The sequence below is a fragment of the Streptomyces sp. NBC_00250 genome, from assembly GCF_036192275.1.
Taxonomy (GTDB): domain Bacteria; phylum Actinomycetota; class Actinomycetes; order Streptomycetales; family Streptomycetaceae; genus Streptomyces.
On sequence record NZ_CP108088.1, the window covers coordinates 5,575,163 to 5,600,920 of the forward strand.

A 25,758-nucleotide genomic window follows, 5' to 3' on the forward strand; every position below is an offset into this window, starting at 1 on the left:
TCATTCCTCCAGAGTGAGACCCCGGCGCAGCCTGGCGAGGATGCGGGCGAGCAGCCGGGACACGTGCATCTGCGAGATGCCGAGCTCCGTGCCGATCTCCGACTGGGTCATGCCGGAGACGAACCGGAGCGAGAGGATGTGCCGCTCGCGGGCGGGGAGGGAGGCGATCATCGGCTTCAGGGAGGCGATGTACTCGATCCCGGTGAGGCCGTGGTCCTCGTAGCCGAGCCGGTCGGCGAGCGTGGCCTCACCGCCGCCGCCCTCCTCCTCGTCGGGCTGCGCGTCGAGCGAGCTCGCGGTGTACGCGTTGCTCGCGGCCATGCCCTCGACGACCTCCTCGGGGGAGATGCCGAGTTCCTCGGCGAGCTCGGCGACGGTCGGCGCGCGGTCGAGGCGCTGCGCGAGGGCGTCACCGGCCTTGGCGAGGTCGAGCCGCAACTCCTGGAGCCTGCGCGGCACATGCACGGACCACGACGTGTCGCGGAAGAAGCGCTTGATCTCACCGATGATCGTCGGCATCGCGAAGGTGGGGAACTCCACGCCGCGGGTGAGTTCGAAGCGGTCGATCGCCTTGATGAGGCCGATGGTGCCGACCTGGACGATGTCCTCCATCGGCTCGCTGCGGGTGCCGAAGCGGGCGGCGGCGAACTTGACCAGGGCCAGGTTGAGTTCGACGAGGGTGTTGCGGACGTACGCGTGGTCGTGGGTGCCCTCTTCGAGCTCCGCGAGCCGCGCGAAGAGCTGCTTCGACAGGGCGCGCGCGTCGACCGGGCCGATGTGGTCGAGGGGTCGGTCGGTGAGCTGCTCCGGGAGCCGGACGGCACGGGTGCCGGAGTGGTCGACGGTGTCGACGGGAGGGTCGAGGGGGAGGCCGACGGGACGGTCGGCGGGATGGTCCAGGGGGACTGCTGCCGACGGCGCGTCGGGGGTACGCGGGGCGTCGAGCCGGGGTGACATGAGTCTCCTTCGTGTTCTTCTGCTGCGGTTTGCGGCGCCTCCGTGGCCGGTCGTGTCGGGTGTTCCCTACTAGCCCTACCTGCTCGACGCCGAAGGTCGCAAGTGTCGATAATCCGCTTTGACCCGTTATGTGGTGGACCTCGTGTGCAGAGGAGGGCGCCCCGCTTGTAGGGTTCGTGGCACGTCAGTCGGCATCCGCGAGAGCGAGAAGAGGCACGGCCATGGACCGCGAGAACATCGGCAGCGCACCGCCCGCGCGGTTGCGGGTCGAGGTCCGGACCGTGGACACGAGCGAACTCCTCGCCCCGGTCGGTGAGCTGGATCACTACACCGCCGAACTGCTGCGTTCCCCTCTGGACCAGGCGCTGGACGCGGGCCGTTCGCGGCTCGTCGTCGACTGCTCGGGCCTGGAGTTCTGCGACTCGACCGGGCTCAACGTGCTCCTCGGTGCCCGGCTGAGGGCGGACGCCGCCGGTGGTGGCGTCCATCTCGTGGGGATGCGGCCCGCGGTGGCCCGGGTGTTCCACATCACGGGCGCGGAGGCCGTCTTCACCGTGCACGAGACACTCGCCACAGCTCTTCCCGGCTGACCCCGCCCCGGCCGGGCCCGCCCCCACGCTTCCGGCTCCGCCCCGCACGTCCCGCCCTCTGTCCCGTCGATCGGTGAGGTGAAGCGCTGATGGACCAAGCTTCCGACGTCCGTACGCTCGCCCTCGGCGAGACCAGCGGCACCGTGCCGCTCGCCCGCGACTTCACGCGGACCGCGCTCCATGAATGGGGCTGGCTGCCGGCCGCCACCGCCGACCGCAGGGCCGCCGCGGAGGACGTCCTGCTCGTCGTCTCCGAACTCGTCACCAACGCCTGTCTGCACGCCGAGGGCCCCGAGCGGCTCCGCGTGCTTCGCCTGCCCAAGGTCCTGCGCCTCGAAGTCACCGACCGGGGTGCGGGCGCGCCCGCGCCCCGCACCCCGCACCGGTCCGGCCGCCCGGGCGGCCACGGCATGTTCATCGTGCAGCGCCTCTGCCTCGACTGGGGCATCGAGCGCACCCCCGGCGCCCCCGGCAAGACGGTCTGGGCGGAACTCGCCGCACCCGCCTAGGACTTTCACCGTCCCTCTTCTTCCCTCCGTAAGGCCTCAGGCGTACCTTGACGCCCAATCTGAAAGACCGTCAGTTACGTTGCGGTGAGGGGTGCTCGGGGTGTCCAAGGAGCCGAACCGGAGGAGAACGACCGCCGCGCTCACGGCGGCGGTCGCGGTGGCGGGCGCGGCCGTGCTCGCCGGCGCACCGGCCGCCCAGGCGGCCGTCGTCGACGTCGACTACGCCTGCGAGACGAAGATCGGGCCCAAGGGCGCCGTCTCGCCCGTCGACATCAAGGCCGTCAAGAACGGCAGCGCGTACACGATCACCATGTCGTTCGAGAAGGGCGTCTCCGACAGCCCGATCGAGCTCCCCAAGGGCGTCATGACCCCGCGCGCCGAACTCGTCCTCGGCGGCGCCGACTCCGGCACCGTCAAGGTCAAGGGAACGCCGAACACCGCCGCCATCCCGCCCGACACCCCCATCAAGATCGGCACCCTGACGGGCACGTACACCCCGAAGAAGAACGGCAAGGTCACCTTCACGGCCGGGACGCTCACCGTGCACGCCCTCGGGATGGACGCGGCCGTCTGCACCCCGAAGAACAACCCGAAGCCCGCCCTCGAACTGGAGGTGACGGGGCTCTCCGGCGGCGCCGACACCCCGCCCCCCGCCGACGACGAGGAAGACCAGGGCACCGAACTGCCCAAGACCGGCCCGCTCGACTCCGCCCTGGCCCTCGGCACCCTCGGCGGCACCGTCCTCCTCACCGGCGCCGCCGGAGTCCTCTGGCTCACGCGGCGCACGGCACGCTGATGCGGGCGGCGGCACGCTCCGGGCTCGTGGCCGCCGCGACCGCCCTCCTCGGCGCGGTCGCGGCGGCACCCCCCGGCGCCCAGGGCTGGACGGCGGCGCCCGCCGCCGGACGGCCGTACGCCTATCTGGAGGGGCCCGCCGGCAGCGTCCTCCAGGACTCCCTGTCGCTGACCAACCCGGGGACGCGGCCGCTCACCGTACGGCTCAGCGGGCAGGGCGCACCGGTGTCCTTCGCCGCCCGGACCGTGACCGTGCCCGCCAGGACCCGGGCGGACGTCCCCTTCGCCGTGACCGTCACCGCGGACACCCCGCCGGGCGACCACCGGGGCGCGGTACGGGCCACGGCGGCGGGCCGGGAGGTCCGCGTCGACCTGCGGCTGCGGGTCAGCGGCCCGAAGCTCGCCGCGCTCACCGTCGAGGACGTCCGCGTCGACACCACGACCGGCGACCTCCGCTACACCCTGGTCAACCGGGGCACCACGGTCCTCGCCCCGCGCCTCGCGGTGCACGCCGAAGGCGTCCTCGGCACCGTGCTCGACCGGCCGGGCCGCGCCCTGCCGCTCACCCTCAGGCCCGGCGAGCGGGCCACCCGTACCGAACCCTGGCCCGATCCGCCCGCCCTCGACTCCGTCACCGTCCGGCTGACCGCCACCGCCCCGGGCGCGGCCCCCGCCACCGCCCGCACCGAGGCCTCCTTCGCCTCGGGCCCGGCGCTCACCGGTGCGGCCGGACTGCTCCTCGCGGCGGTCGGCGGCGGATACGCGGTACGGCGGCGCGGAAGGGCCCGTACCCAGCGAGCGTCGGCGGGAGCCAACACATGAGGTGGACACGTACGGCCGGGGCACTTCTGGTGGTGCTCGCCCTCGCCCTCCTGCCCGCCGCCCCGGCGTCGGCGGCCCCCGGCCCCGCCGTCGAGCTCTCCCAGGCGGAGGGCGGCAAGGGCGGTGAGATCACCGTCAGCGGCAGCGGCTGGAAACCGGGCGCGCTGCTGATGCTGCTGATCTGCGGCCAGGGCGCCCCCGGCAAGGGCGTCATCGGCGGCACCAACTCCTGCGCCAACACCGAGGGCCGGGCCGCCACCGTCGACGCCCGGGGCGCGTTCAGCGCGAAGCTCCCGGTCGCCGAACCGCCCAAGCCCTGCCCCTGTGTGGTGCACGTCGCCGGGGTCACCGGCCAACAGGACGCCGTCGACCGGGAGTTCACCGTCGCCGGACATCCCGTCGCACCGCTCCCCGAGGCCTCGGGCGACGGGCGGCTCGCCGTCCTCGCCGCCGTACGCCTCGACGGCTCCAGCGGCCTCCTCACCTGGTTCGGGGCGCCGCCGTCCCGCGAGATCGTCTTCACCGTCGGCAACCTCGGCTCCGCCCCCGTCAAGGACCCCGTCTTCCAGGTCGGCACCAGCCACGGCGTGTTCGCGCCGCAGTACGAGGAACGCCAGTGGCGCGGCACGATCCAGCCCGGCAAGAAGGCCCTCGTCCGGCTCCCCGTCGAACTCACGGCGGGCGCGCACGGCGACTACCAGGTCTCCGTGCGGTACGCGGGCAAGGTCCTGGTCGAGCAGCCGTGGGGGGTCGGCCGACCCTGGGGCGTGACGCTCTTCTGGCTGCTGCTCGCCGTGGTCGTACCGGCGGCGCTGTTCCGGATCGGGATGGCCGTGGTGGACCGCGCCCGCCCGGCGACGAACTCCGCCCGGCCCCGGCCGCGGGCGCGCCCCCGGACCGCACCCCTGGCCCGGCTCCGTACACGTGCCCCCGACCCCCCGCGCGACCCCGCGCGGCGGGACCCGGGGGACGACGAACCCACCGCGGCCCTGCCGTGGTTCAGTCCTGACTCCGCACCGTCAGCCCCAGAGAGCAGCCCGACGACGAAGGGACATGCGTGAGTACGCAACGGAGGATGAGCGCGGCCGGAGTCGCGCTGATGCTCGGCGGCGCGGGGATCATGATTTCCGCCGGCCCCGCCCAGGCCGCCGAGGTCTCGTACAAGACGGAGTGCATCCCGCCGCCCATCTCCGGGCTTCCGCCCGTGCAGGGCACGACGAAGGTGCTGATCACGGCACCGGCGGAGGCCAAGGTCGGCGACGAGGTCGAGATCGTCTGGAAGACGGTCCAGGCCGCGTCGAAGAACCCCGACGTGCTCGACCTCGGTCAGGACACGGTCAAGCCGACCGGCGCCCTCACCGTGGGCGGCGCGGCGACCGGCACCGTCGCGATGGAGGGACCCCGGCAGAACCCGCCGATCCCCAAGAACAGCCCGATGGTGCTGCCCGAGATGAAGGGGAAGCTGAAGCTGACCAAGGCGGGCGAGGTCACCCTCACGCCCGACAAGTACACGATCAACGTGTCCAAGCCGCTGTCGACGGACACGAAGTGCGCGCCGAAGGAGACGGTCCCGGTCGCCGCCACGATCAAGGTCACGGCGGGCGGCGGCGGTACGACGACGGGCGGGACGAACGGCGGGTCCACCACGACCGCCGGCGGTACGACCACGACGTCGGGCGGCAACGCGAGCGGCAGCACGACGGGTGGCTCCACCACGACCACCGGCGGCGGCTCGAACAACACCGGCGGCTCCTCGACCACCTCCTCCGGCGGCACCGGAGGATCCTCCACCTCCGGCTCCGGCTCGGCCTCCGGCGGATCATCCAGCGGTGGTACGGGCGGCGCCACGGGCGGCGGTGGCGGCGAGACGTCCTTCCCCGGCAAGGAGGTCTCCGTCACGTTCGGCTGCCAGGCCCCCGGCCCGGACCCCATCAACTCCAAGGTGACGATCGACGCCAAGAAGAACGGCGGTGTGTACGACCTCACGGTCAGGACGGCCAAGGGCGTCATGAACAGCCCCGCAGCCCTCCCCAAGGGAGCCCTCAAGGCCTCCATGGCGGTCAGGATCGGCGGATCCGACAGCGGCACGGTGAACGTCTCGGGACCCCCGAACCCCACCGCGCTGAAGCTGGGCGACCCCGTGAACCTGCCGGACATGAAGGGCACGTACAAGCCCGGAGCGACCGGCAAGTCCACGCTCAGCCCCGGCACGCTGACCATCAAGGTCACCCTCGGCAGCTCGGGGATGGAGATCCCGTGCCAGGTGAAGGGCGCCGTGAAGGCATCCCTCGAACTGGACACGAGCAAGCAGGCGGGCGGCGCCTCGGGCGGCGACGGCAGCGGCTCGGGCTCGGGCAGCGGGTCGGGCGGCGGCTCCGGTTCCGGTAGCGGCTCCGGCGGCTCCGACGGCGGGAACCTCGCCGAGACCGGCGCCGAGAGCGACGGCGCCCTGCGCGCCCTCGCCCTGGTCGCCGGCACGGTGATCCTGCTCGGCGGCGCGGTGTTCACGTTCACCCCGTGGGCGCGCCTCAGGCGCTGACGCGGGGCGGGGCCGGAAACGGCGGAGGGCCGCCGCACCGGATCGGTGCGGCGGCCCTCACGGCCGTACGGGGGAGGTCAGTGGACGCTGCCCATGAGGCCCTGGACCTTCTTGCGGTACATGTAGATCGCGAAGCCCGCCGCGACGGCGAGCGTCGCCTGCATCGCGATGATCCCTGTCCCGTTCAGGTCGACACCCGCGATGGAGAGCAGACCCGTGGTGCAGTCACCTGCGGTGACGGCGAGGAACCAGACACCCATCATCTGGGAGGCGTACTTCTTCGGCGCCATCTTCGTCGTGACGGAGAGGCCGACCGGGGAGAGGCACAGCTCACCGATGGTCTGGATCATGTAGATCGTGACCAGCCACATCGGGGAGACCTTGGTGCCGTCGCCCGCCATGTTCATCGGGACGATGAAGACGAAGAACGAGGCGCCGACGAGGACCAGACCCATCGCGAACTTCACGATGGTGTTCGGCTCCTGGTTCTTGCGGGCCAGCCACAGCCACAGCCAGGCGAAGACCGGCGCGAGCGCCATCACGAACAGCGGGTTCAGCGACTGGTACCAGGTGGCGGGGAAGCCGAGACCGAAGATCGTGTCCGAGGTCTTGTCGTCCGCGAACAGCGACAGCGTCGAGCCGCCCTGGTCGTAGATCATCCAGAAGATGGCGGCGGCGACGAAGAACCAGATGTAGCCGGTGACCCGCGAGCGCTCGCCCGAGTCGAGGTCCTTGTCACGCTTGATGCGCGCCAGGACGGCGACCGGGATGATCAGGCCGGCGAGGGTGATCGGGACCATCGCCCAGTTCAGGGTGTACATGCCCATGGCGACGACGGCGCCGTAGAACACGGCGATCACGAGGGCCACGACGGCGACCTTGGTGATGACGGCCTTGCGCTCCGCGGCGGACAGCGGGTTCGGGACCTCGCTGCTCTTCGGGTTCAGCGTCTTGCCGAAGAGCAGGAAGACGGCCAGGCCGAGGCCCATGCCGACGGCGGCGAGGGCGAAGCCCAGGTGCCAGTTGACCTTCTCGCCGACGGTGCCGATGACCAGCGGGGCGAAGAAGGCGCCGAGGTTGATGCCGATGTAGAAGAGCGTGAAGCCACCGTCACGGCGCGGGTCGTCCGCACCCTTGTAGAGGTGGCCGACCATCGTCGAGATGTTGGCCTTCAGGAGGCCGGAGCCGACCGCGACGAGCGCGAGGCCGACGAAGAACATCGCCTGGCCGGGAATGGCCAGCGAGACGTGGCCGAGCATGATCACGGAGGCCGCGATCGCGACGGTCTTGCGGGCGCCCCAGACGCGGTCGCCGAACCAGCCGCCGGGCATGGCCATCAGGTAGACCATCGAGACGTAGACGGAGTAGATCGCCGTCGCCGTCGCCGCGGTCATCGCGAGACCGCCGCCCTGGCTGCCCGTAGCGGCGTCCACGCCGCCGGAGACCAGGTACAGAACGAGAAGGGCCCTCATGCCGTAGTAGGAGAAACGCTCCCACATCTCGGTCATGAAGAGAGTGGCCAGACCACGGGGGTGGCCGAGGAAGGTCTTCTCGTAGCCGAGGGGTTCGGCCGAGTCCTTCGTCAGGCTGGACGCCATGTCGATCCTTGCTCTGTCGGGACGCGCGCCTTGTGAGCGTGATGCGCCCGGTGGGGGAGGCCGGCACCGGCGGAGTCGGAGTGGACTCCACCGGGATCCACGCCCCGGAGTTGCGTATGCGCGTCCCGGGACCCGGCCCACAGGTCGTTCACCGTCATCGAGGTTCGGCTGAGCCGGCCTCACGCAGAAGAGGACCTTGGCGCGCGAAGCTGGCCAAAGGTCCCCGATTACCGCTACAGACGTCGAGACACCATACGACACGACAGTGCCGGATATGGAAGGACTTGAGAGATGGATCACAGGTGAGGATGCAACCACGCGGGGTCATTCGAAGGTCATGTGCAAGATACCCACAAGATCCCCAGGCGTCCCCGCCTCCCCGGGGATCATGCCCCGGCCTCCCACCCCTGCGGACTACCATCACCCCATGACCCGTGTACTGCTCGCCGAGGACGACGCATCCATCTCGGAACCGCTGGCCCGCGCCCTGCGGAGAGAGGGGTACGAGGTCGAGGTCCGCGAGGACGGCCCGACCGCCCTCGACGCCGGCCTCCAGGGCGGTGTCGACCTGGTCGTGCTCGACCTGGGACTGCCCGGCATGGACGGTCTGGAGGTCGCCCGGCGACTGCGCGCCGAGGGCCACACGGTCCCGATCCTGGTGCTCACCGCGCGCGCCGACGAGGTCGACACGGTCGTCGGGCTCGACGCGGGAGCCGACGACTACGTCACCAAGCCCTTCCGGCTCGCCGAACTCCTCGCCCGCGTCCGGGCCCTCCTCCGGCGCGGCTCCACCGAGCCCGTCGTCGCCCCCTCGACCCACGGCGTACGGATCGACGTCGAGTCGCACCGCGCCTGGATGGGCGACGAGGAGCTCCAGCTCACGGCCAAGGAGTTCGACCTGCTGCGGGTCCTGGTCCGCGACGCGGGCCGGGTCGTCACCCGCGACCAGCTGATGCGCGAGGTCTGGGACACCACCTGGTGGTCCTCCACCAAGACCCTCGACATGCACATCTCCTGGCTCCGCAAGAAACTCGGCGACGACGCGGCGAACCCCCGCTACATCGCCACGGTGAGAGGCGTCGGCTTCCGCTTCGAAAAGAGCTGACGGAGACCGGGCCCGGCCCACGCCCCCGCCACGTCGGCGGGCGGCGGCGGGCCCGGCCGTCGGGCCCGTACGCTCGGGAGCGTTCCCGTACCCGCCCGGAGGGCAACCGTGCGTCGCCGCCTCATCAACTCCACCCTCGCCGTCGTCCTCGTCGTCATCGCCGTCTTCGGCGTCTCCCTCGTCATCGTCGAGACCCGCACCATCTCCAGCAGCGCCCAGGAGAGCGTCGACCTGGAGGCACTCCGCATCGTCTCGATCGTCGACAGCCGGCTCATCGGCGGCGAGCCGGTCAACCCGGACATCCTGTCCGAGCAGAGCGGCGCCAAGCGGTACGCCCAGATCCACATCCCCGGCCGCGACACGATCGAGATCGGCACCCGCCCGGAGGGCGACGTCACCCGCGGCCTCGCCGAGGGCGAGCGCGGCGAGACGGTGATCGTCGAGGAGTCCCGCTCCGCCGTCACGGCGGAGGTCGGCCGAACCCTCATGATCATCGGCGCGGTGGCCCTGCTGGCCGTCATCGCCGCCGTCCTCCTCGCCGTACGGCAGGCCAACAAGCTGACGTCCCCGCTCACCGACCTCGCGGAGACCGCCGAGCGCCTCGGCTCCGGCGACCCGCGCCCCCGGCACAAGCGGTACGGGGTGCCCGAGCTGGACCGGGTCGCGGACGTCCTCGACGCCTCGGCCGAGCGCATCGCCCGGATGCTCACCGCCGAGCGCCGTCTCGCCGCAGACGCCTCGCACCAGCTCCGTACGCCCCTCACGGCCCTCTCCATGCGCCTGGAGGAGGTGGCGCTCGCCGACGACCTGGACACGGTCAAGGAGGAGGCGACGATCGCGCTCACCCAGGTCGAGCGGCTCACCGACGTCGTCGAGCGGCTGCTCACGAACTCCCGGGACCCCCGGACCGGCTCCGCCGTCGCCTTCGACCTCGACGAGGTCGTCAAGCAGCAGATCGAGGAGTGGCGGCCGGCCTACCGCAGCGCGGGGCGGGCCATCGTCCACTCGGGCAAGCAGGGCATGCGGGCGGTCGGCACCCCGGGCGCGGTCGCCCAGGTCCTCGCGGCCCTGATCGAGAACTCGCTGATGCACGGCGGCGGCACGGTCGCCCTGCGGACCCGCGTCACCGGCAACCAGTCGGTGATCGAGGTCACGGACGAGGGCCCGGGCGTCCCGGCCGACCTCGGCGCGCGGATCTTCGAGCGGGCCGTCAGCGGTCGCAGCTCCACGGGCATCGGCCTGGCGGTCGCCCGCGACCTGGCGGAGGCGGACGGCGGCCGTCTGGAGCTGCTCCAGCAGCAGCCGCCGGTCTTCGCGCTGTTCCTGAGCCGGGAGGTCCGCAGCGTCTCGGACGGGCAGCGGGAGCGCCCCGTCCGATAGGAGCCCGGTTCGGCGGGGTGGGTCAGACGCGGTCGGGCTGGCGGCGGGTCGCCTGGCGCGGGGGCTGCTCGAGGAACGACTCGGCGGCCTGCACCGCCTCCTTCGCGGGCAGCGCGCGGAACACCCACGTGCGGTACGACCAGAAGCGGAACAGGGTCGCGACGCCGATGCCGAAGAACTTGAAGAAGTTGCTCGCGAGCGGGCCGTCCCAGCCGAAGCCGTACGTCGCCGCGAACAGCAGACCGTTCTGGATCACCAGACCGATCAGGCTGAAGACGAGGAAGAGCGACATCTCCTTGGTGCGGCTGCTCTTGTCCCGGTCACGGTACGTGAAGTAGCGGAACCCCACGTAGTTGAACGCGATCGCGACCAGGGTGGCGATGATGCTCGCGCGCACGACCGGAAGGTCCGAGAAGTGGCGTACGAGGTTGAACACCCCGAGGTCCACCAGGACGCCCACGGCCCCGACTGCCCCGAACTTGGCGACCTCGCGGACGAGCCGGTCGAGTCGCATGCGCAGCGCGCCGGGTTCACTCATGGTGATGGCTCTGTCCCGTCCGTCCGGATGACGTCCGGGCGACGTCAACCCAACCATGCTAACCAGCGCTCCTGTCACCCGCCCGTGTACCTCGGAAACCCCCGGCGAACCGGCTCCCCACCAGCGCTGTTCTTGTGCCAAACCACAGCCGGACGAGTGTTCACGGATGGTGCGGATACCCTAAGAGGGTGACGTTTCCGGTAGTCGGCATGGTCGGTGGCGGTCAGCTCGCCCGTATGACCCACGAGGCGGGCATCCCCCTCGGCATCAAGTTCAAGCTCCTCAGTGACACCCCGCAGGACTCTGCGGCGCAGGTGGTGAGCGAGGTCGTCATCGGCGACTATCGCGACCTGGCTACGCTGCGTGACTTCGCGCGTGGATGTGACGTGATCACCTTCGATCACGAGCACGTCCCCACGGAGCACCTGCGGGCCCTTGAGGCGGACGGCATCCCCGTCCGCCCGGGGCCCGACGCGCTGGTGCACGCCCAGGACAAGGGGGTGATGCGCGCCAAGCTCGACGAGATCGGCGCACCCAGCCCCCGGCACCGCATCGTGGCGGACCCCGAGGACGCGGCGGCCTTCGCCGCCGAGGTCGGTGGCTTCCCGATCATCCTCAAGACCGTGCGCGGCGGCTACGACGGCAAGGGCGTCTGGTTCGTCCGTACGCCGGAGGACGCCCGCGATCCCTTCCTGGCGGGTGTGCCGGTCCTCGCAGAGGAGAAGGTCGACTTCACGCGCGAGCTCGCCGCGAACATCGTCCGCTCCCCGCACGGCCAGGCCGTCGCCTACCCGGTCGTCGAGTCCCGTCAGGTCGACGGCGTCTGCGACACGGTGATCGCACCGGCGCCGGACCTCGACGGCGAGCTCGCCGGACAGGCCCAGGAGCTGGCCCTCCGCATCGCCAAGGAGCTCGGCGTCGTCGGTCACCTGGCCGTCGAGCTGTTCCAGACCACGGACGGCCGCATCCTCGTCAACGAACTGGCGATGCGCCCGCACAACTCCGGCCACTGGACCCAGGACGGCGCGATCACCTCGCAGTTCGCCAACCACGTCCGCGCGGTTCTCGACCTGCCCCTCGGCGATCCGCGCCCGCGCGCGACGTGGACCGTGATGTGCAATGTCCTGGGCGGCGACTACCCGGACATGTACTCCGCGTACCTGCACTGCATGGCCAGGGACCCGCAGCTCAAGATCCACATGTATGGCAAGGACGTGAAGCCCGGCCGCAAGGTGGGGCACGTCAACACCTACGGCGACGACCTGGACGACGTGCTGGAGCGCGCGCGTCACGCCGCCGGCTATCTGCGAGGAACGATCACCGAGTGAGCAGCACGAGCCCCGCCGCAGCCCCCGACACCTCCACCGCCCCCGTGATCGGCATCGTCATGGGATCCGACTCCGACTGGCCCGTCATGGAGGCCGCCGCGCAGGCCCTCGACGAGTTCGAGATCCCGTACGAGGTCGACGTCGTCTCGGCGCACCGGATGCCGCGCGAGATGATCGCGTACGGCGAGGAGGCCGCGGGCCGCGGCATCAAGGCGATCATCGCGGGCGCGGGCGGTGCCGCCCACCTGCCCGGCATGCTCGCCTCCGTCACCCCACTGCCGGTCATCGGCGTGCCGGTGCCGCTGAAGTACCTCGACGGCATGGACTCGCTGCTCTCCATCGTGCAGATGCCGGCCGGTGTGCCGGTCGCCACGGTCTCCGTCGGCGGCGCCCGGAACGCGGGCCTGCTCGCGGCCCGCATCCTTGCCGCGCACGACCCCGAACTGCTCGCCCGGATGCGTGAGTTCCAGCAGGAGCTGAACGACCAGGCGACCGAGAAGGGCAAGCGCCTGCGGGCCAAGGTCGAGGGCGCGGAGTCGTTCGGCTTCGGCAAGTGAGCGCCGCGGACAGGGCCTCCGGCGGCGCGGCCGACCGCCTCGCCGAGGCCCGCGAACTGCTCGCCGCCCACCCCGTGGTGGACGGCCACAACGACCTGCCGTGGGCGCTGCGCGAGCACGTCCGCTACGACCTGGACCGCATGGACATCGGCGCGGACCAGACGGGCGCGCTGCACACCGACCTCAAGAGGCTGCGGGCCGGCGGCGTCGGCGCCCAGTTCTGGTCGGTGTACGTGCCCTGCCGGCTCGCCGGCGACGACGCGGTCAGCGCCACCCTGGAGCAGATCGACATCGTCGACCAGCTCCTGGAGCGGTACGCGGGCGACCTCGCCCCGGCCCTGACGGCGGACGACATGGAGGCGGCCCGCAAGGAGGGCCGTATCGCCTCCCTCAAGGGCGCCGAGGGCGGCCACTCGATCAACAACTCCCTCGCCACCCTGCGTGCCCTGCACACCCTCGGCGTGCGATACATGACGCTCACCCACAACGACAACAACGACTGGGCGGACTCGGCGACCGACGCGCCCGGCGTCGGAGGGCTCTCCGCCTTCGGCCGTGTCGTCGTCCGCGAGATGAACCGCTCCGGCATGCTCGTCGACCTGTCGCACGTCGCCGCCACCACCATGCGGGACGCGCTCGACGCCACGGCGGCGCCGGTGATCTTCTCGCACTCCTCGGCCCTGGCCGTCTGCGACCACCCGAGGAACATCCCGACCGACGTCCTGGAGCGGCTGCCCGCCAACGGCGGCGTCGCGATGGCCACGTTCGTGCCCAAGTTCATCCTCCCCGCGGCCGTCGAGTGGACCGCGCGGGCCGACGACAACCTCCGGGCGCACGGCTTCGACCACCTCGACACCACAGCCGAGGCCATGAAGCTGCACCGCGCGTTCGAGGAGGCGAACCCGCGCCCGATCGCCACCGCCGCGACGGTCGCCGACCACCTCGACCACATGCGCGAGGCCGCCGGCATCGACCACATCGGCATCGGCGGCGACTACGACGGCACCGCCTTCACCCCGGCCGGCCTCGACGACGTCGCCGGCTACCCCAACCTGGTCGCGGAACTCCTGCACCGAGGCTGGTCCCACCCGGACCTCGCCAAGCTGACCTGGTCCAACGCGGTCCGCGTCCTCCGCGACGCGGAGGCGGTCGCGCGCGACCTGCGGAGCCGTACGGCGCCGTCGAACGCGACGATCGACTCCCTGGACGCGCAGGGGGCCTGACGGCCCGGAACCACCTCGCCCCGGGCTCGGTACGTTCACCCGGACGGCGCAGCCCACCGAGCCCCCGAACGGGCCCGGTGGCACGGTGGACGGTACTGCCCCGCCGAACTCGGCGGGGCGGTACTGCATCACCGAGTTGGAGTAAGACCATGGCGGAACTGCTAGACGACCATCCCACCCTCTCCACCGTCCCTGCCGCCGCCGGGGAGCCCGCACCCCCCGAACCACCCCCGCCGCTCGACGAGCCGTCCCGCGCCCGCGCCATCCTGGCCGCCCAGCCCGTCGTCGAGGGACACACCGAACTGCCCCGGTCCCTCGACCCGGAGGACCTTCCGCCCGTCCGCGCGGCGGAGACCGGAGCCCAGTTCTGGTCGCTGCACGTCGACGCCGACGAAGGCGCCATCGGGACCCTGCGGCGCATCGACGCCGTCCGCGCGCTCGTCGCCGCCTGCCCCGAGGACCTGCGCCTCGCCCACACGACCTCCGAGATGGTTCACGCCCGCAACTGCGGCCGCGTCGCCGCCCTGCTCGGGCCGGTCGGCTGGGCGGCGCTCGGCGGCTCCGCCGCGACCCTGCGGGCCTATCACGCCCTGGGCGTACGGGCCGTCGGCCTCACCCGCTTCGACCGCTTCGCCCGCGACGCGGTACGGGAGATGAACCGCATCGGCCTGGCCGTGGACCTCTCCGGCGCCGATCAGGACACGGTCCGCCGCACCCTCGCGGTCACCCGCGCCCCGGCCTTGCTCAGCAGGGCGGCCCCGGAAGGCCTGCCCGACGACGTCCTCGGCCTCCTCGGCGAGAACGGCGCCGTCTGCATGGTCACGGTGACGGACGACCCGGCCGCCGTCGCCGACGTCCTGGACCGGGTGCGCGAGCAGGCGGGCGCGCACTGCGTGGGCGTCTCCCACACCACCGCTCCGGCCGTCGGCTACGTCCCGCTCTTCGCGGAGCTGCTGCGCCGGGGCTGGCCGGCCCAGGACCTGGTCGGGCTCGCGCACGCCAACGTCACCAGGGCGCTGCGCGAGACGGAGTTCCTGGCGAGGACGAACCGCATCCGACCGGCGGCGGCCTGACCGTACGAGAGGCCCGACCGTACGGAAGGCCTGACGTCCGAACAGCCTGACCGTACGAAACGGGAAGAGGGGGCGCTGAAGAAGCGCCCCCTCTTCCCGTGTGCCGATGTCCTCAGGCGCGCGGGCGGCCCATCGCCCGGTACGTCCAGCCGGCGGCCCGCCAGCGCTCGGAGTCCAGCGCGTTGCGGCCGTCCAGGATCACCCGCGACGCGGCGACCTCGGCGAGTGCCGCCGGGTCGAGCTCGCGGAACTCGCGCCACTCCGTCAGGTGCAGCACCACGTCCGCCCCGCGCACCGCGTCGAGGGCGGAATCGGCGTATCCGAGGGTCGGGAAGAGGCGGCGGGCGTTGTCCATGCCCTTCGGGTCGTAGACGGTGACCTGGCCGCCCTGGAGGTGTATCTGACCGGCCACGTTCAGCGCGGGGGAGTCGCGGACGTCGTCCGAGTCCGGCTTGAAGGTGGCGCCGAGGACGGCGACCCGGCGGCCCAGGAAGGTGCTGCCGCCGAGGGCCTCCCGCGCCATCTCGACCATCTGGCCGCGGCGCCGCATGTTGATCGAGTCGATCTCGCGGAGGAAGGTCAGCGCCTGGTCGGCGCCCAGCTCACCGGCGCGGGCCATGAAGGCCCGGATGTCCTTGGGGAGGCAGCCGCCGCCGAAGCCGATGCCGGCGCGCAGGAACTTGGGGCCGATCCGGTCGTCGTGGCCGAGGGCCTCGGCCAGCTTGGCGACGTCGCCGCCGGCGGCCTCGCACAGTTCGGCCATCGCGTTGATGAAGGAGATCTTGGTGGCGAGGAAGGAGTTCGCGGAGGTCTTCACCAGTTCAGAGGTCGGGAAGTCGGTCACCACGAGGGGCGAGCCGTCGCCGATCGGTCCGGCGTACACCTCGCGCAGCAGCTTCTCGGCCCGCTCGCCCTGCACGCCGACGACGATCCGGTCCGGGTGCAGGGTGTCGTTCACGGCGAAGCCCTCGCGCAGGAACTCGGGGTTCCAGGCCAGCTCCACGCCCTCCGGGAGCAGGCCGGCGAGCCGCTCGGCCGAGCCGACGGGCACGGTCGACTTGCCGACGACCAGGGCCCCTTCGCGTACGACCTCGGCAAGGGAGGCGAAGGCGGCGTCCACGTAGCTCATGTCGCAGGCGTACTCGCCGTGCTTCTGCGGGGTGTTCACACAGACGAAGTGCACGTCGCCGAAGGCGCCGACCTCCTCCCAGGAGGTGGTGAAGCGCAGCCGCCCGCTCGAACCCTCGATGCCGGCCACGTGCTTCGACAGGAGTTCTTCGAGGCCCGGCTCGTACATCGGGACCCGGCCGGAGGACAGCAGCTCGATCTTCTCGGGGACGACATCGAGACCGAGGACTTCGAAACCCAGTTCCGCCATGGCCGCGGCGTGGGTGGCGCCGAGGTAGCCGGTGCCGATCACGGTGATCTTGAGGGCCATGCGGGTCTCCAGTGAACGTCGGGCGGAATGCCTGCCCGAGCATAGTCGTGCCCTGGTCCGGGACCCGTTCACGCCCTACCATTTGGGTTACTTAACGGTAGTTAGCAAGCGTGGGAGTGAGTGAGCGTCGTGGGTTCTTCCGATTTCGACCTGTATCGGCCCTCCGAGGAGCACGACATGCTCCGGGAGTCGGTGCGTGCGCTCGCGGAGGCGAAGATCGTGCCGTTCGCCGCCGCGGTGGACGAGGAGGGCCGCTTCCCGCAGGAGGCCCTGGACGCGCTGGTCGCCAACGACCTGCACGCGGTGCACGTCCCCGAGGCCTACGGCGGCGCGGGCGCCGACGCCCTGGCCACGGTGATCGTGATCGAGGAGGTCGCCCGCGCGTGCGGCAGCTCCTCCCTGATCCCCGCGGTCAACAAGCTGGGCTCGCTGCCGGTGATCCTGTCCGGCTCCGAGGAGCTCAAGCACAAGTACCTCGGCCCGCTGGCCAAGGGCGACGCGATGTTCTCCTACGCCCTGTCCGAGCCCGATGCAGGTTCGGATGCCGCCGGCATGAAGACGCGTGCCGTCCGGGACGGGGACTTCTGGGTCCTCAACGGCGTCAAGCGCTGGATCACCAACGCCGGCGTCTCCGAGTACTACACGGTGATGGCCGTCACCGACCCCGACAAGCGCTCCAAGGGCATCAGCGCCTTCGTCGTGGAGAAGTCCGACGAGGGCGTGTCCTTCGGCGCCCCGGAGAAGAAGCTCGGCATCAAGGGCTCCCCGACCCGCGAGGTCTACCTCGACAACGTCCGCATCCCCGCCGACCGCATGATCGGCGCCGAGGGCACCGGCTTCGCCACCGCGATGAAGACCCTCGACCACACCCGCATCACCATCGCCGCCCAGGCCATCGGCATCGCCCAGGGCGCCCTCGACTACGCCAAGGGCTACGTCACCGAGCGCAAGCAGTTCGGCAAGCCCATCGCCGACTTCCAGGGCGTCCAGTTCATGCTCGCCGACATGGCCATGAAGCTCGAAGCCGCCCGCCAGCTCACCTACGCCGCCGCCGCCAAGAGCGAGCGCGTGTCCGCCGGCGGCGACAAGGAAGACCTCACCTTCTTCGGCGCCGCCGCCAAGTGCTTCGCCTCCGACGTCGCCATGGAGGTCACCACCGACGCCGTCCAGCTCCTCGGCGGCTACGGCTACACCCGCGACTACCCCGTCGAGCGCATGATGCGCGACGCCAAGATCACCCAGATCTACGAGGGCACCAACCAGGTCCAGCGCATCGTCATGGCCCGCAACCTCCCGTAAGGGAGGTACGAGAAGGGCGCCCCTCCGATGCAGGAGGGGCGCCCTTTCCCGTACGTCAGCGGATCAGCGGATCAGCGGATCAGGGGTTCGACTCGACGGTGACCTTCTCGTCGTTCTTGATCTGCTCGACCAGCTGCTTCACCTTCGGCATGTCCCACTTGAGGGAGTTCTGCGGCGCCCTGCCCGAGATCGGCATGTTCATGGACTTGCCGTCACCGCTGCTGATGCCCTTCATGGCGAAGAACATCTTCCCGAGGTCGTACAGCGACATGTCCTTGTCCACGATCAGCGTGTCCAGACCGGCGCCCAGCGTCGGGTACAGCTCGAACGGGTTGAGGATCGTGCCCGGCGTCGCCGCCTGGTTGGCCAGGGCGGAGAGGAACTTCTGCTGGTTCTTCGTCCGCTGGAGGTCCGACTGGGCGAAGGCGTACCGGGTGCGGACGAAGGCCAGGGCCTGCTCGCCGTTGAGCGTCTGCGTGCCGGCCTGGAAGTCGGCGCCGGACTTCTTGTCCTTGAAGCCCTTGTCGATGTTCAGCTCGACACCGCCGAGCGCGTCGACGATGTTCGCGAAGCCGGCGAAGCCGATCTCCGCGTAGTGGTCGATGCGCAGCCCGGTGTTGAACTCGACGGTCCGGACGAGCAGCTCGGGGCCGTCCATCGCGTACGCGGCGTTCAGCTTGGAGCCGCCGCGCGCCGGGTACGACTTGCCCGACTCGGAGCCGACGAAGCTCGGGATCGTCACCCAGGAGTCACGGGGGAGCGAGACCATCGTGTTCCCGCTGGAGCAGGCCGCGAGGATCATCATCGAGTCGGTCCGCTTGCCCTCGGCGGAGCCGGTGTGGAGCTTCTTCTTCTCCTCGGCGGACATGCCCTCACGGCTGTCGGAGCCGACGATCAGATAGGTCGTGCAGTCGCCCTCGGCCGGCCGCTCGATGACCTTGGAGAGGTCGACCTCGTTGCGCATCTGCGAGCTGGCCCAGGCGTAGGTGCCGATGCCCCAGGCGAGGACGGCGACGACCAGGACGATCGAGCCGACCTTGATGCGCTTGCGCCAGTCCGGCGCGGGACGCCCCGGACCACCGGCGCCGGGGCCCGGCGAGTACTGCGGCGGCACGTTGCCGCGCCCGCCGCCCTGGGGGCCGCCGTACACCTGGCCGGAGCTGTAACCGGAGTCGTATCCCGAGCCCTGCGCCTGGGTGAAGTTCGGGTTGTAGCCCTGGTCGTGCCGAGGCGGCTGCTGCGGAACCTGCGGGCGCTGCACATGGCTCATCCTGCGAGGTCCCTCGGGCTGGGAGTTCGCGTTGCCACGGCCGTAGCCGCCGTCTTCGGGCCAGTCATTCATGCGGACCAGTGTGCCGGGCATGCCTTTGCGCGCGACAGGGCGGGTGGAATATCGGACCGGTGCTGTTGCCAAGCTGATGCAAAGGGGACCGAACGGCGACGGCGGAGGGACCCGGCATATGGTGGAGGGCATGACAGATCAGGGCGATATCCCGGGCAAGCCCACCTCCGCCTCCCGCACCACTCTCAGCCACATCATGACCAGCCACGACACCAACCTCCTCGGTACCGTGCACGGTGGCGTGATCATGAAGCTGGTGGACGACGCGGCGGGCGCCGTCGCGGGCCGGCACTCGGGCGGACCGGCGGTCACCGCCTCGATGGACGAGATGGCCTTCCTGGAGCCGGTGCGGGTCGGCGACCTGCTGCATGTGAAGGCCCAGGTCAACTGGACCGGCCGGTCGTCCATGGAGGTCGGCGTACGGGTCATGGCGGAGCGCTGGAACGAGTCCACGCCCGCCACGCAGGTCGGCTCCGCGTACCTGGTCTTCGCCGCCGTCGACGCGGACGGCAAGCCGCGCTCCGTCCCCCAGGTCGTCCCGGAAACGGAACAGGACAAGCGCCGCAACCAGGAAGCCCAGATCCGCCGCACCCACCGTCTGGCCCGCCGCCAGGCGATCAAGGAACTCCGCGAGCGCCGGGCGGCCGAGGGCTACGAGGACTGAGAACCGACGGCGACGGTGTGCGCGTGCGAGGCCGCTGCCGCACCGTAGGCCCCGGGCGCGGCCCGGTGGCGGCGGGCCCGCACCGCCAGGACGGACAGCAGCATGCCCACGCCGGACGCCACCGTGAGCAGCAGGCACGCACCGGAGAGGCCCGCCGCCAGCGCGTCGGCCGCCGCGTCCCCGTCAGCGGTCCGTGACGCCCCCACCGTCGTGTTGACCGTCGCCACGGCCGCCGTGAACGCGGCCGCACCGATGTACCGCGCCATGTTCGAGATGCCGGACGCGGCGCCGACCGCGTCGGCGGACACCGCCGACGTGGACGCCGAACTCGCCGGGCCGTTGACGAGTCCCAGGCCGACGGCGAGCAGCACGAGCGGCAGGACGAACGCCCCGTACCGCCAGTCGCCCTGCACGAACACCAGCAGCGCGCAGCCGGCCGTCGCCGCCGCGAAGCCGAGCGCGATCACGGGTCCGATGCCCAGCCGCTGGACCGCCCTGGGCACGAGCGGCGTGACCGCGATCAGACCCACGGTCGCGGGCAGCGTGGCCAGGCCCGCCTGGAACGGGCTCAACCCGAGCGTGGCGGGGTTCTGGAAGTAGAGGCTGACCAGGTACATCAGGCCGTTGATCACACCCGCGCTCAGCAGGATCCCGACCGTCGCCCCGATCAGCACACGGTTGCGCAGCAGCCGGAGGTCCACCAGCGGTGCCTCGACCCGCCGCTCCACCGCGACGAACCCCACGGCCGAGGCCAGCGCCACCGCGAAGCACCCGAGCACCGCGGCCGACGTCCATCCCCAGTCCGACCCCTCGCTCAGCGCGAGCAGCGCCGGGGCGAGCACGGCGGCGATCAGCACGGTCCCCGCGAAGTCGATCGAGCGGCTGCGTTCGGGATCACGGGATTCGGCGACGCCCTTCAGCGTGATCGGGACACAGACGAGCGCGATCGCCGCGTCGATCCAGAACAGCCCCTGCCATCCCGTACCGTCCACCAGCACACCGCCGACCAGTGGCCCCGCCGCCGCGCCCACCGCCGACGCACCGCCCCACAGCGTCACCGCCCGCACCTGCCCCGCACCGGAGGTGGCCACGGACAGCAGACTCATCCCGCACGCCAGGATCGTCGCCCCCGACGCCCCCTGGATCGCCCGGCCCACGATCACCCCCACGCCACCGGTGGACAGCGCGATGAGCACGCACGAGGCGATGAACAGCGCCAGCCCGCCCAGGAACACCAGCCGGCGTCCGAACACGTCGCCGAGGGCCCCCGAGGTGACGATCACCGCCGCGCCCACCAGCGAATAGCCGGTGACGGCCCACTGCAGGGTGTCCAGCGACATCCCGGTGTCCTCGCTGATCGCCGGCAGCAGGATGCTCACCGCCGACGTGTTGGCGTTGACGATCAGGGTGGAGACACAGGTCACGATCAGCACGGCCGCCGAAGCCGACCGTCCGGCGTCCGCCGCGACGGCCTCCGCCGTCACGGGCACACCACCCGGTCACCCGTCACCGCTTCGAACGGCCCGCGCCGCCCCGTCTCCTCGCTCCGTACCGCCGTCACACCCTTGTAGTCCGCCCCCACCGTCACCCGCAGCGTCCCGCCGCGCCCCGCGACCGCCCGAAGCTCCGCCCCCGGCAGCGACGCCGCGAGCGTCTTGGCCGAGCGGTCCCAGCGCGGGTCGTACTCGACGACCGTCCGCGCCCGCTCCTTCCCCACGCCCGTCTTCGGCGTCCGGGTGGTGTCGAAGCCCGTCCCGCGCAGCGCGTCGTCCACCTTCCGGCCGAGCCCGTCGGTCCGGGTCCCGTTGTAGACCTGCACCCGCACGGTCCGCGGCGCCACGTCGACGACCACGGCCCCGGGCGCCTTGGCCGAGGCCGAGGAAGAGGACGAAGCGGCGGTCAGCGGCTGATCCTCCCGCAACGCCCGGAACAGCCTCTGCGCCTTCGTGGCGTCCCACTTCACCGTCGACCCGATCCCCTTCACGGGGAAGCTCATGTCCCCGATCGGCACCGACACGAACTCCGACGACGCCGGCGTGAAGCCGCGCATCGCCTTGGAGAGGGCGAGCAGCTGATCCGTACCGAAGTCCTCGTCGGCCCGGACGGAGCTCAGCATCGTCGTGGCGACCTCACGGAACCGCACCGGGTTGAACAGCACCCCGCCACTCGTGATCCGCTCGATCAGCGCCGCCAGGAACCGCTGCTGCCGCTGCATCCGCCCGATGTCGGCGGCCCCGTCGATGTGCCGGGAGCGCACGTACTGGAGGGCCTGCCCGCCGTCGAGCTCGTGGGTGCCGGCCGGCAGGTCGAGCCCGGTGTAGGAGTCCTTGACCGGCCGGGTCGTACAGATCTGCACCCCGCCGACCGCGTCCACGGTCCGCATGAAGCTGGTGAAGTCGACCTCCAGATAGTGGTCGATCTTGACGCCGGTCATCGACTCGACGGTCCGTACGGTCAGCCCGGGCCCGCCCTCCGCGTACGCCGCGTTCAGCTTCACCGGATGCGCGTGGTGCTTCTTGCCGCTGGTGAGATCGGTGTGCTCGGGCATCTCGGCGTACGAGTCACGGGGCAGGCTCACCACGCTCGCCCGCTCCCGGTCCTCCGAGATGTGGACGAGCATCACCGTGTCGGTGCAATGGCAGGGCGCGCCGCCGAGCCGGTACTTCGCCCTCTCCTCGGGGGTGATCCGGTCCCGGCCGTCGGTGCCGACGACGAGGACGTTCATCCCGTTCCCGGCCTGCGGCCGGTTCTTCATGTCCTTGAAGGGGTCGACCCGGGTGATCCCGGTGTCGAGGCCGGTCACCACGGCATGCCCGATCCCACCGGCCGCGAGCACCGTCACGGAGAGCGCCGTCGCCATCCGCACTCCCCACCGGGGGCGCCTCCGCCGCCGGCGGACCGGCGCGGAACGGGCGGCGGGCCGGGGACGGGGCGTGCGGGGCGGTGTGGGCACGGACGGACACCTCCGCGGGTGTGACAAAGGGAACCGTGAGCACGGTAGGCCCATACGATCAGCGCAAGGCAGCACCACCCGGGCGCCACGCCCGCTGTCCCCCGTTCGCGGTAACGTGGCGGGCAAAACCGCTGTCTTCCGGGGGGCGACCCCCGAACCCCCGAGGAACCATGCTGCCCCCCGTCTCCGTGATCATGCCGGTCCTCAACGAGGAGCGGTATCTGCGCACCTCGGTTCGTCACATCCTGGAGCAGGAGTACGACGGCGAGATGGAGGTGGTGATCGCGCTCGGCCCGTCCACGGACCGCACCGACGAGATCGCCGCCGAGCTCGTCCGGGAAGACCCCCGCGTCAAGACCGTGCCGAACCCCACGGGCCGTACGCCCGCCGCCCTCAACGCGGCGATCAAGGCCTCGCGTCACCCGATCGTGGTGCGTGTGGACGGCCACGGCATGCTCTCCGCGAACTACATCGCCACCGCCGTCCGGCTCCTGGAGGAGACCGGCGCGCAGAACGTCGGCGGTGTCATGCACGCCGAGGGCGAGAACGCCTGGGAGGACGCGGTCGCCGCCGCGATGACCTCGAAGATCGGCGTGGGCAACGCCGCCTTCCACACGGGCGGCGAGGCGGGCCCCGCCGAGACCGTCTACCTGGGGGTGTTCCGGCGCGAGGCGCTGGAGCAGCAGGACGGCTACAACGTGGAGTTCATCCGCGCCCAGGACTGGGAGCTGAACTTCCGCATCCGCGAGGCCGGCGGCCTGATCTGGTTCTCGCCGGAGCTGCGCGTCCAGTACCGCCCGCGGCCCAGCGTCCGCGCGCTCGCCAAGCAGTACAAGGACTACGGCCGGTGGCGCCATGTCGTGGCGCGCTACCACGAGGGCTCCATCAACCTCCGCTACCTGGCCCCGCCGACCGCCGTGTGCGCCATCGCCGCGGGTCTGGTCGTGGGCGCCGTCCTCACCCCGCTCGGCTTCGTGATCCCGGCCGGCTACCTCGCCGCGATCACGGCCGGCTCGCTGCCCGCGGGCAAGGGCCTCTCGCTCAAGGCCCGCCTCCAGATCCCGGTGGCGCTCGCGACGATGCACATGTCGTGGGGGTACGGCTTCCTGACGAGCCCCCGCTCCCTGGCGAAGAAGGTCATCGCGAGCCGCCGCCCGGCGGTCCTGGCCGGCGAGTCCGAGTCGGTCTGACGGCTCCCGTGCGAGAACGGCGGCCGGGTCCCGAGAGGGATCCGGCCGCCGTTCTCGCACGCGGGGGAGGGGTCAGCTCTTCCCGTCCCACTTGTAGACCGAGTAGACGTCCATGCAGTCCGCCTTGTCGGAGGCGCCCTCGGGCAGGTCGCCCGCGACGGACGTCGGCCTCTTGTACACGCTGCCCTCGCGCCAGTCCGCTCCGACGACGAGGGTGATGCCCTCGGCCTTGGCGTCGGCCCGGACCTTGGCGTCGGGCAGTCCGAGGGCCTTCGCCACGGACAGGGCGTTCGCCTTGCCCTGGTCGCCGGAGTCCTTCGGGTACAGGACGACCGTGTCCTCGCGGGGCTGCGCCTCCTTGGAGGAGTCGGCCTGCGTGAAGCCCTTGCCCGAGAGGACCTTGGCGATCTCCTTGGCGCGGCCCTCGACGGGTGCCTCGTCGGTGCCCGCGGTGCCGTTGGCGACGGTCACGGCGAAGGAGCCCGGCGCCTCGGCGGCCGTCTTCGGCTTCGCGGAGGCCGAGGCCTTCGGCTTGGCGGGGGACTTGGCGCCGTTCTTGTCGAAGGCGACGTCGTCCCGGAGCATCGACCACATCTTGTCGGCGGAGGACCGGACGGGCAGGAGCCACGCGTCGGGGTTCTGCGGGTAGGGCACGGTCGGGATCGTGGCCGTCGTCAGGCGGTCGATCTTGACGTTCTTCAGCTGCATCGACAGGTCGAAGAGCTTCTTCACCGACTTGAGTTCGTCGGAGACCTGCAGTGCGCTGGTGGCCGTCTCGGCGAGCCCCATCAGCTGACCGGTGTCGCTCCAGGCGTTCTGCTTCTGGAGCTTCTTCATCATCCCGTTCATGTACATGTGCTGGGCCTTGGCACGGTTCTGGTCGCTGCCGAACGCATGCCGGGTGCGCAGCCACTGGAGCGCCTGCTCACCCTGGACCTCGGTGGTGCCCTGCGGCAGCTTCAGACCGGAGCCGCCCTTCACACCCCTGGTCGACTTGTCGTGCACGCCGGTCTTCACACAGACCGGAACACCGCCGACCTCGTCGGCCATGGCCACCACACCGGCGAAGTCGACCATCAGCCAGTGGTCGATGTAGACCCCGGTGAGGCTCTCCCACGTGGTGAGGGTGCAACCGGGGCCGCCGCGCTGGAGCGACTCGTTGATGGGCCGGTTGTCGGTGGCCGCGTAGGGCGTGCCGTCCTTGTCCTTGCACTCGGGGATGTGGACGACCGTGTCGCGCGGGATGGAGATGATCGAGGCGTTCTCCCGGTCCGCCGAGACGTGCAGCAGCATCTGCACGTCGGCGAGCGGCTTGCGGTCCCTGTCGTTCTTGCCGCCGCCCAGCGCGATGTTCTTGTCGTCCTGGCGGCTGTCGGAGCCGATCAGCAGGATGTTCAGCGGGGTGTCGCCCAGCGCGTTGGGCGCGGCCTTCTTCACGCCGCTCTCGCCGCCCGCGCGGCCGCCGCTGCGGATGTTGCCGTTGAGGTGCTCGTAGTACAGGTATCCGGCGCCGGCCGTGCCGAGTATCAGCACCGCGAGCGTGATCGCGACCCAGCGCAGCGCCTTGCGCTTGCCGGCCTTCTTGGCGCGCCGGCGCGAGCCGCCACGACGGTGGCCCGCCCGCCCGTCGGCACCGCTGCCGCTGCCGCTTCCGGCGCCACGTCGACGCTCGGCGCGGGTCGTGGCACCGGAAGCCCCGGCCTCGCCGGCTTCCCCGGTCGCCTCGTTGTCCTCGGGAGCGTCGGGCCCGGCGCCGGTGGCCGCACCGGCGTCGTACAGCTCGTCGTCCCAGCCCAGTTCACGGGCGCGCGGAACGCGTCCACGCGTTCCCTCCCCACGCACCTTGTTCTGTCCCACC

At 71.4% G+C, this 25,758-nt stretch carries 23 protein-coding genes; 15 read left to right on the plus strand and 8 right to left on the minus strand.

Annotated features, from left to right (window positions below; all coding sequences use genetic code 11):
* Entirely contained in the window at nt 1-957 is a 957-nt protein-coding gene (locus tag OG259_RS25350) for an RNA polymerase sigma factor SigF (protein WP_328944357.1), read from the minus strand.
* Nucleotides 958-1,178: 221 nt separating this feature from the next.
* Here OG259_RS25350 and OG259_RS25355 point away from each other — a divergent pair, with 221 nt between their 5' ends.
* From OG259_RS25355 to OG259_RS25380, 6 genes are all read left to right on the plus strand, one after another.
* Nucleotides 1,179-1,547: an STAS domain-containing protein gene (locus OG259_RS25355; RefSeq protein ID WP_266892584.1), complete on the plus strand. Its 369-nt coding sequence runs from the start codon at nt 1,179-1,181 to the stop codon at nt 1,545-1,547.
* 89 nt (nt 1,548-1,636) lie between these two features.
* Entirely contained in the window at nt 1,637-2,056 is a 420-nt protein-coding gene (locus tag OG259_RS25360) for an ATP-binding protein (protein WP_266892583.1), read from the plus strand.
* A 100-nt stretch (nt 2,057-2,156) separates the two neighbouring features.
* Nucleotides 2,157-2,852 carry a peptidase gene (locus tag OG259_RS25365; protein ID WP_328944358.1) on the plus strand — a complete coding sequence of 232 codons (696 nt, stop codon included), beginning with the start codon at nt 2,157-2,159 and terminating at the stop codon, nt 2,850-2,852.
* A gap of 26 nt (nt 2,853-2,878) precedes the next feature.
* A complete protein-coding gene (locus tag OG259_RS25370; protein ID WP_443052011.1) occupies nt 2,879-3,673 on the plus strand; it encodes a COG1470 family protein in 795 nt (264 codons plus the stop codon).
* On the plus strand, nt 3,670-4,734 hold the full coding sequence (locus tag OG259_RS25375; RefSeq protein ID WP_328944360.1) for a hypothetical protein: 1,065 nt from the start codon (nt 3,670-3,672) through the stop codon (nt 4,732-4,734). Before OG259_RS25370 ends, OG259_RS25375 begins: the two co-directional genes overlap by 4 nt.
* Nucleotides 4,735-4,748: 14 nt before the next feature.
* Entirely contained in the window at nt 4,749-6,212 is a 1,464-nt protein-coding gene (locus OG259_RS25380; RefSeq protein ID WP_328944361.1) for a hypothetical protein, read from the plus strand.
* Nucleotides 6,213-6,289: 77 nt separating this feature from the next.
* Here OG259_RS25380 and OG259_RS25385 read toward each other — a convergent pair whose 3' ends face one another.
* On the minus strand, nt 6,290-7,810 hold the full coding sequence (locus OG259_RS25385) for a peptide MFS transporter (RefSeq protein ID WP_328944362.1): 1,521 nt from the start codon (nt 7,808-7,810) through the stop codon (nt 6,290-6,292).
* A 427-nt stretch (nt 7,811-8,237) separates the two neighbouring features.
* Between OG259_RS25385 and OG259_RS25390 the strand changes: the two genes are divergently transcribed.
* Together OG259_RS25390 and OG259_RS25395 are read left to right on the plus strand one after the other, a co-directional pair.
* Nucleotides 8,238-8,915 carry a response regulator transcription factor gene (locus tag OG259_RS25390; RefSeq protein ID WP_030315177.1) on the plus strand — a complete coding sequence of 226 codons (678 nt, stop codon included), beginning with the start codon at nt 8,238-8,240 and terminating at the stop codon, nt 8,913-8,915.
* Nucleotides 8,916-9,023: 108 nt separating this feature from the next.
* The gene (locus OG259_RS25395) at nt 9,024-10,295 is read left to right on the plus strand and encodes an ATP-binding protein (RefSeq protein WP_328944363.1); all 1,272 of its coding nucleotides are present in this window, start codon (nt 9,024-9,026) and stop codon (nt 10,293-10,295) included.
* A gap of 22 nt (nt 10,296-10,317) precedes the next feature.
* Here the strand turns inward: OG259_RS25395 and OG259_RS25400 are convergent, their stop codons facing one another.
* Nucleotides 10,318-10,833 carry a GtrA family protein gene (locus tag OG259_RS25400; protein ID WP_328944364.1) on the minus strand — a complete coding sequence of 172 codons (516 nt, stop codon included), beginning with the start codon at nt 10,831-10,833 and terminating at the stop codon, nt 10,318-10,320.
* A gap of 188 nt (nt 10,834-11,021) precedes the next feature.
* Here OG259_RS25400 and OG259_RS25405 point away from each other — a divergent pair, with 188 nt between their 5' ends.
* The 4 genes from OG259_RS25405 (at nt 11,022) to OG259_RS25420 (ending at nt 15,014) form a co-directional block, all read left to right on the plus strand.
* Nucleotides 11,022-12,161, plus strand: coding sequence for a 5-(carboxyamino)imidazole ribonucleotide synthase (locus OG259_RS25405; RefSeq protein WP_328944365.1), 1,140 nt, complete (start codon nt 11,022-11,024; stop codon nt 12,159-12,161).
* 59 nt (nt 12,162-12,220) lie between these two features.
* The gene (purE, locus tag OG259_RS25410) at nt 12,221-12,718 is read left to right on the plus strand and encodes a 5-(carboxyamino)imidazole ribonucleotide mutase (protein ID WP_328947171.1); all 498 of its coding nucleotides are present in this window, start codon (nt 12,221-12,223) and stop codon (nt 12,716-12,718) included.
* Entirely contained in the window at nt 12,715-13,941 is a 1,227-nt protein-coding gene (locus tag OG259_RS25415) for a dipeptidase (RefSeq protein WP_328944366.1), read from the plus strand. The genes purE and OG259_RS25415 overlap by 4 nt, the downstream gene beginning before the upstream one ends.
* A 149-nt stretch (nt 13,942-14,090) precedes the next feature.
* On the plus strand, nt 14,091-15,014 hold the full coding sequence (locus tag OG259_RS25420; RefSeq protein ID WP_328944367.1) for a membrane dipeptidase: 924 nt from the start codon (nt 14,091-14,093) through the stop codon (nt 15,012-15,014).
* 112 nt (nt 15,015-15,126) lie between these two features.
* On the opposite strand, the gene OG259_RS25425 is transcribed toward OG259_RS25420, so the two are convergent.
* The gene (locus OG259_RS25425; RefSeq protein ID WP_328944368.1) at nt 15,127-16,452 is read right to left on the minus strand and encodes a UDP-glucose dehydrogenase family protein; all 1,326 of its coding nucleotides are present in this window, start codon (nt 16,450-16,452) and stop codon (nt 15,127-15,129) included.
* A 120-nt stretch (nt 16,453-16,572) separates the two neighbouring features.
* Between OG259_RS25425 and OG259_RS25430 the strand changes: the two genes are divergently transcribed.
* A complete protein-coding gene (locus tag OG259_RS25430; RefSeq protein ID WP_328944369.1) occupies nt 16,573-17,751 on the plus strand; it encodes an acyl-CoA dehydrogenase family protein in 1,179 nt (392 codons plus the stop codon).
* A gap of 79 nt (nt 17,752-17,830) precedes the next feature.
* Here OG259_RS25430 and OG259_RS25435 read toward each other — a convergent pair whose 3' ends face one another.
* Nucleotides 17,831-19,093, minus strand: a complete 1,263-nt coding sequence (locus OG259_RS25435; RefSeq protein ID WP_328944370.1) for an LCP family protein — start codon at nt 19,091-19,093, stop codon at nt 17,831-17,833.
* Nucleotides 19,094-19,223: 130 nt separating this feature from the next.
* Between OG259_RS25435 and OG259_RS25440 the strand changes: the two genes are divergently transcribed.
* Nucleotides 19,224-19,757, plus strand: a complete 534-nt coding sequence (locus OG259_RS25440; protein ID WP_328944371.1) for an acyl-CoA thioesterase — start codon at nt 19,224-19,226, stop codon at nt 19,755-19,757.
* Here the strand turns inward: OG259_RS25440 and OG259_RS25445 are convergent.
* Together OG259_RS25445 and OG259_RS25450 are read right to left on the minus strand one after the other, a co-directional pair.
* A complete protein-coding gene (locus OG259_RS25445; RefSeq protein WP_328944372.1) occupies nt 19,745-21,241 on the minus strand; it encodes an MFS transporter in 1,497 nt (498 codons plus the stop codon). The genes OG259_RS25440 and OG259_RS25445 overlap by 13 nt on opposite strands.
* Nucleotides 21,238-22,710 (minus strand): LCP family protein, encoded by a 1,473-nt coding sequence (locus tag OG259_RS25450; RefSeq protein ID WP_443052012.1) that lies wholly within the window; start codon nt 22,708-22,710, stop codon nt 21,238-21,240. The genes OG259_RS25445 and OG259_RS25450 overlap by 4 nt, the downstream gene beginning before the upstream one ends.
* A gap of 170 nt (nt 22,711-22,880) precedes the next feature.
* Here OG259_RS25450 and OG259_RS25455 point away from each other — a divergent pair, with 170 nt between their 5' ends.
* Entirely contained in the window at nt 22,881-23,900 is a 1,020-nt protein-coding gene (locus tag OG259_RS25455) for a glycosyltransferase family 2 protein (RefSeq protein WP_328944373.1), read from the plus strand.
* Between the two features lie 72 nt (nt 23,901-23,972).
* Here the strand turns inward: OG259_RS25455 and OG259_RS25460 are convergent, their stop codons facing one another.
* Complete coding sequence (locus tag OG259_RS25460) at nt 23,973-25,757, minus strand: LCP family protein (RefSeq protein WP_328944374.1); 1,785 nt, start codon at nt 25,755-25,757, stop codon at nt 23,973-23,975.
* Nucleotide 25,758 lies beyond the last annotated feature (1 nt).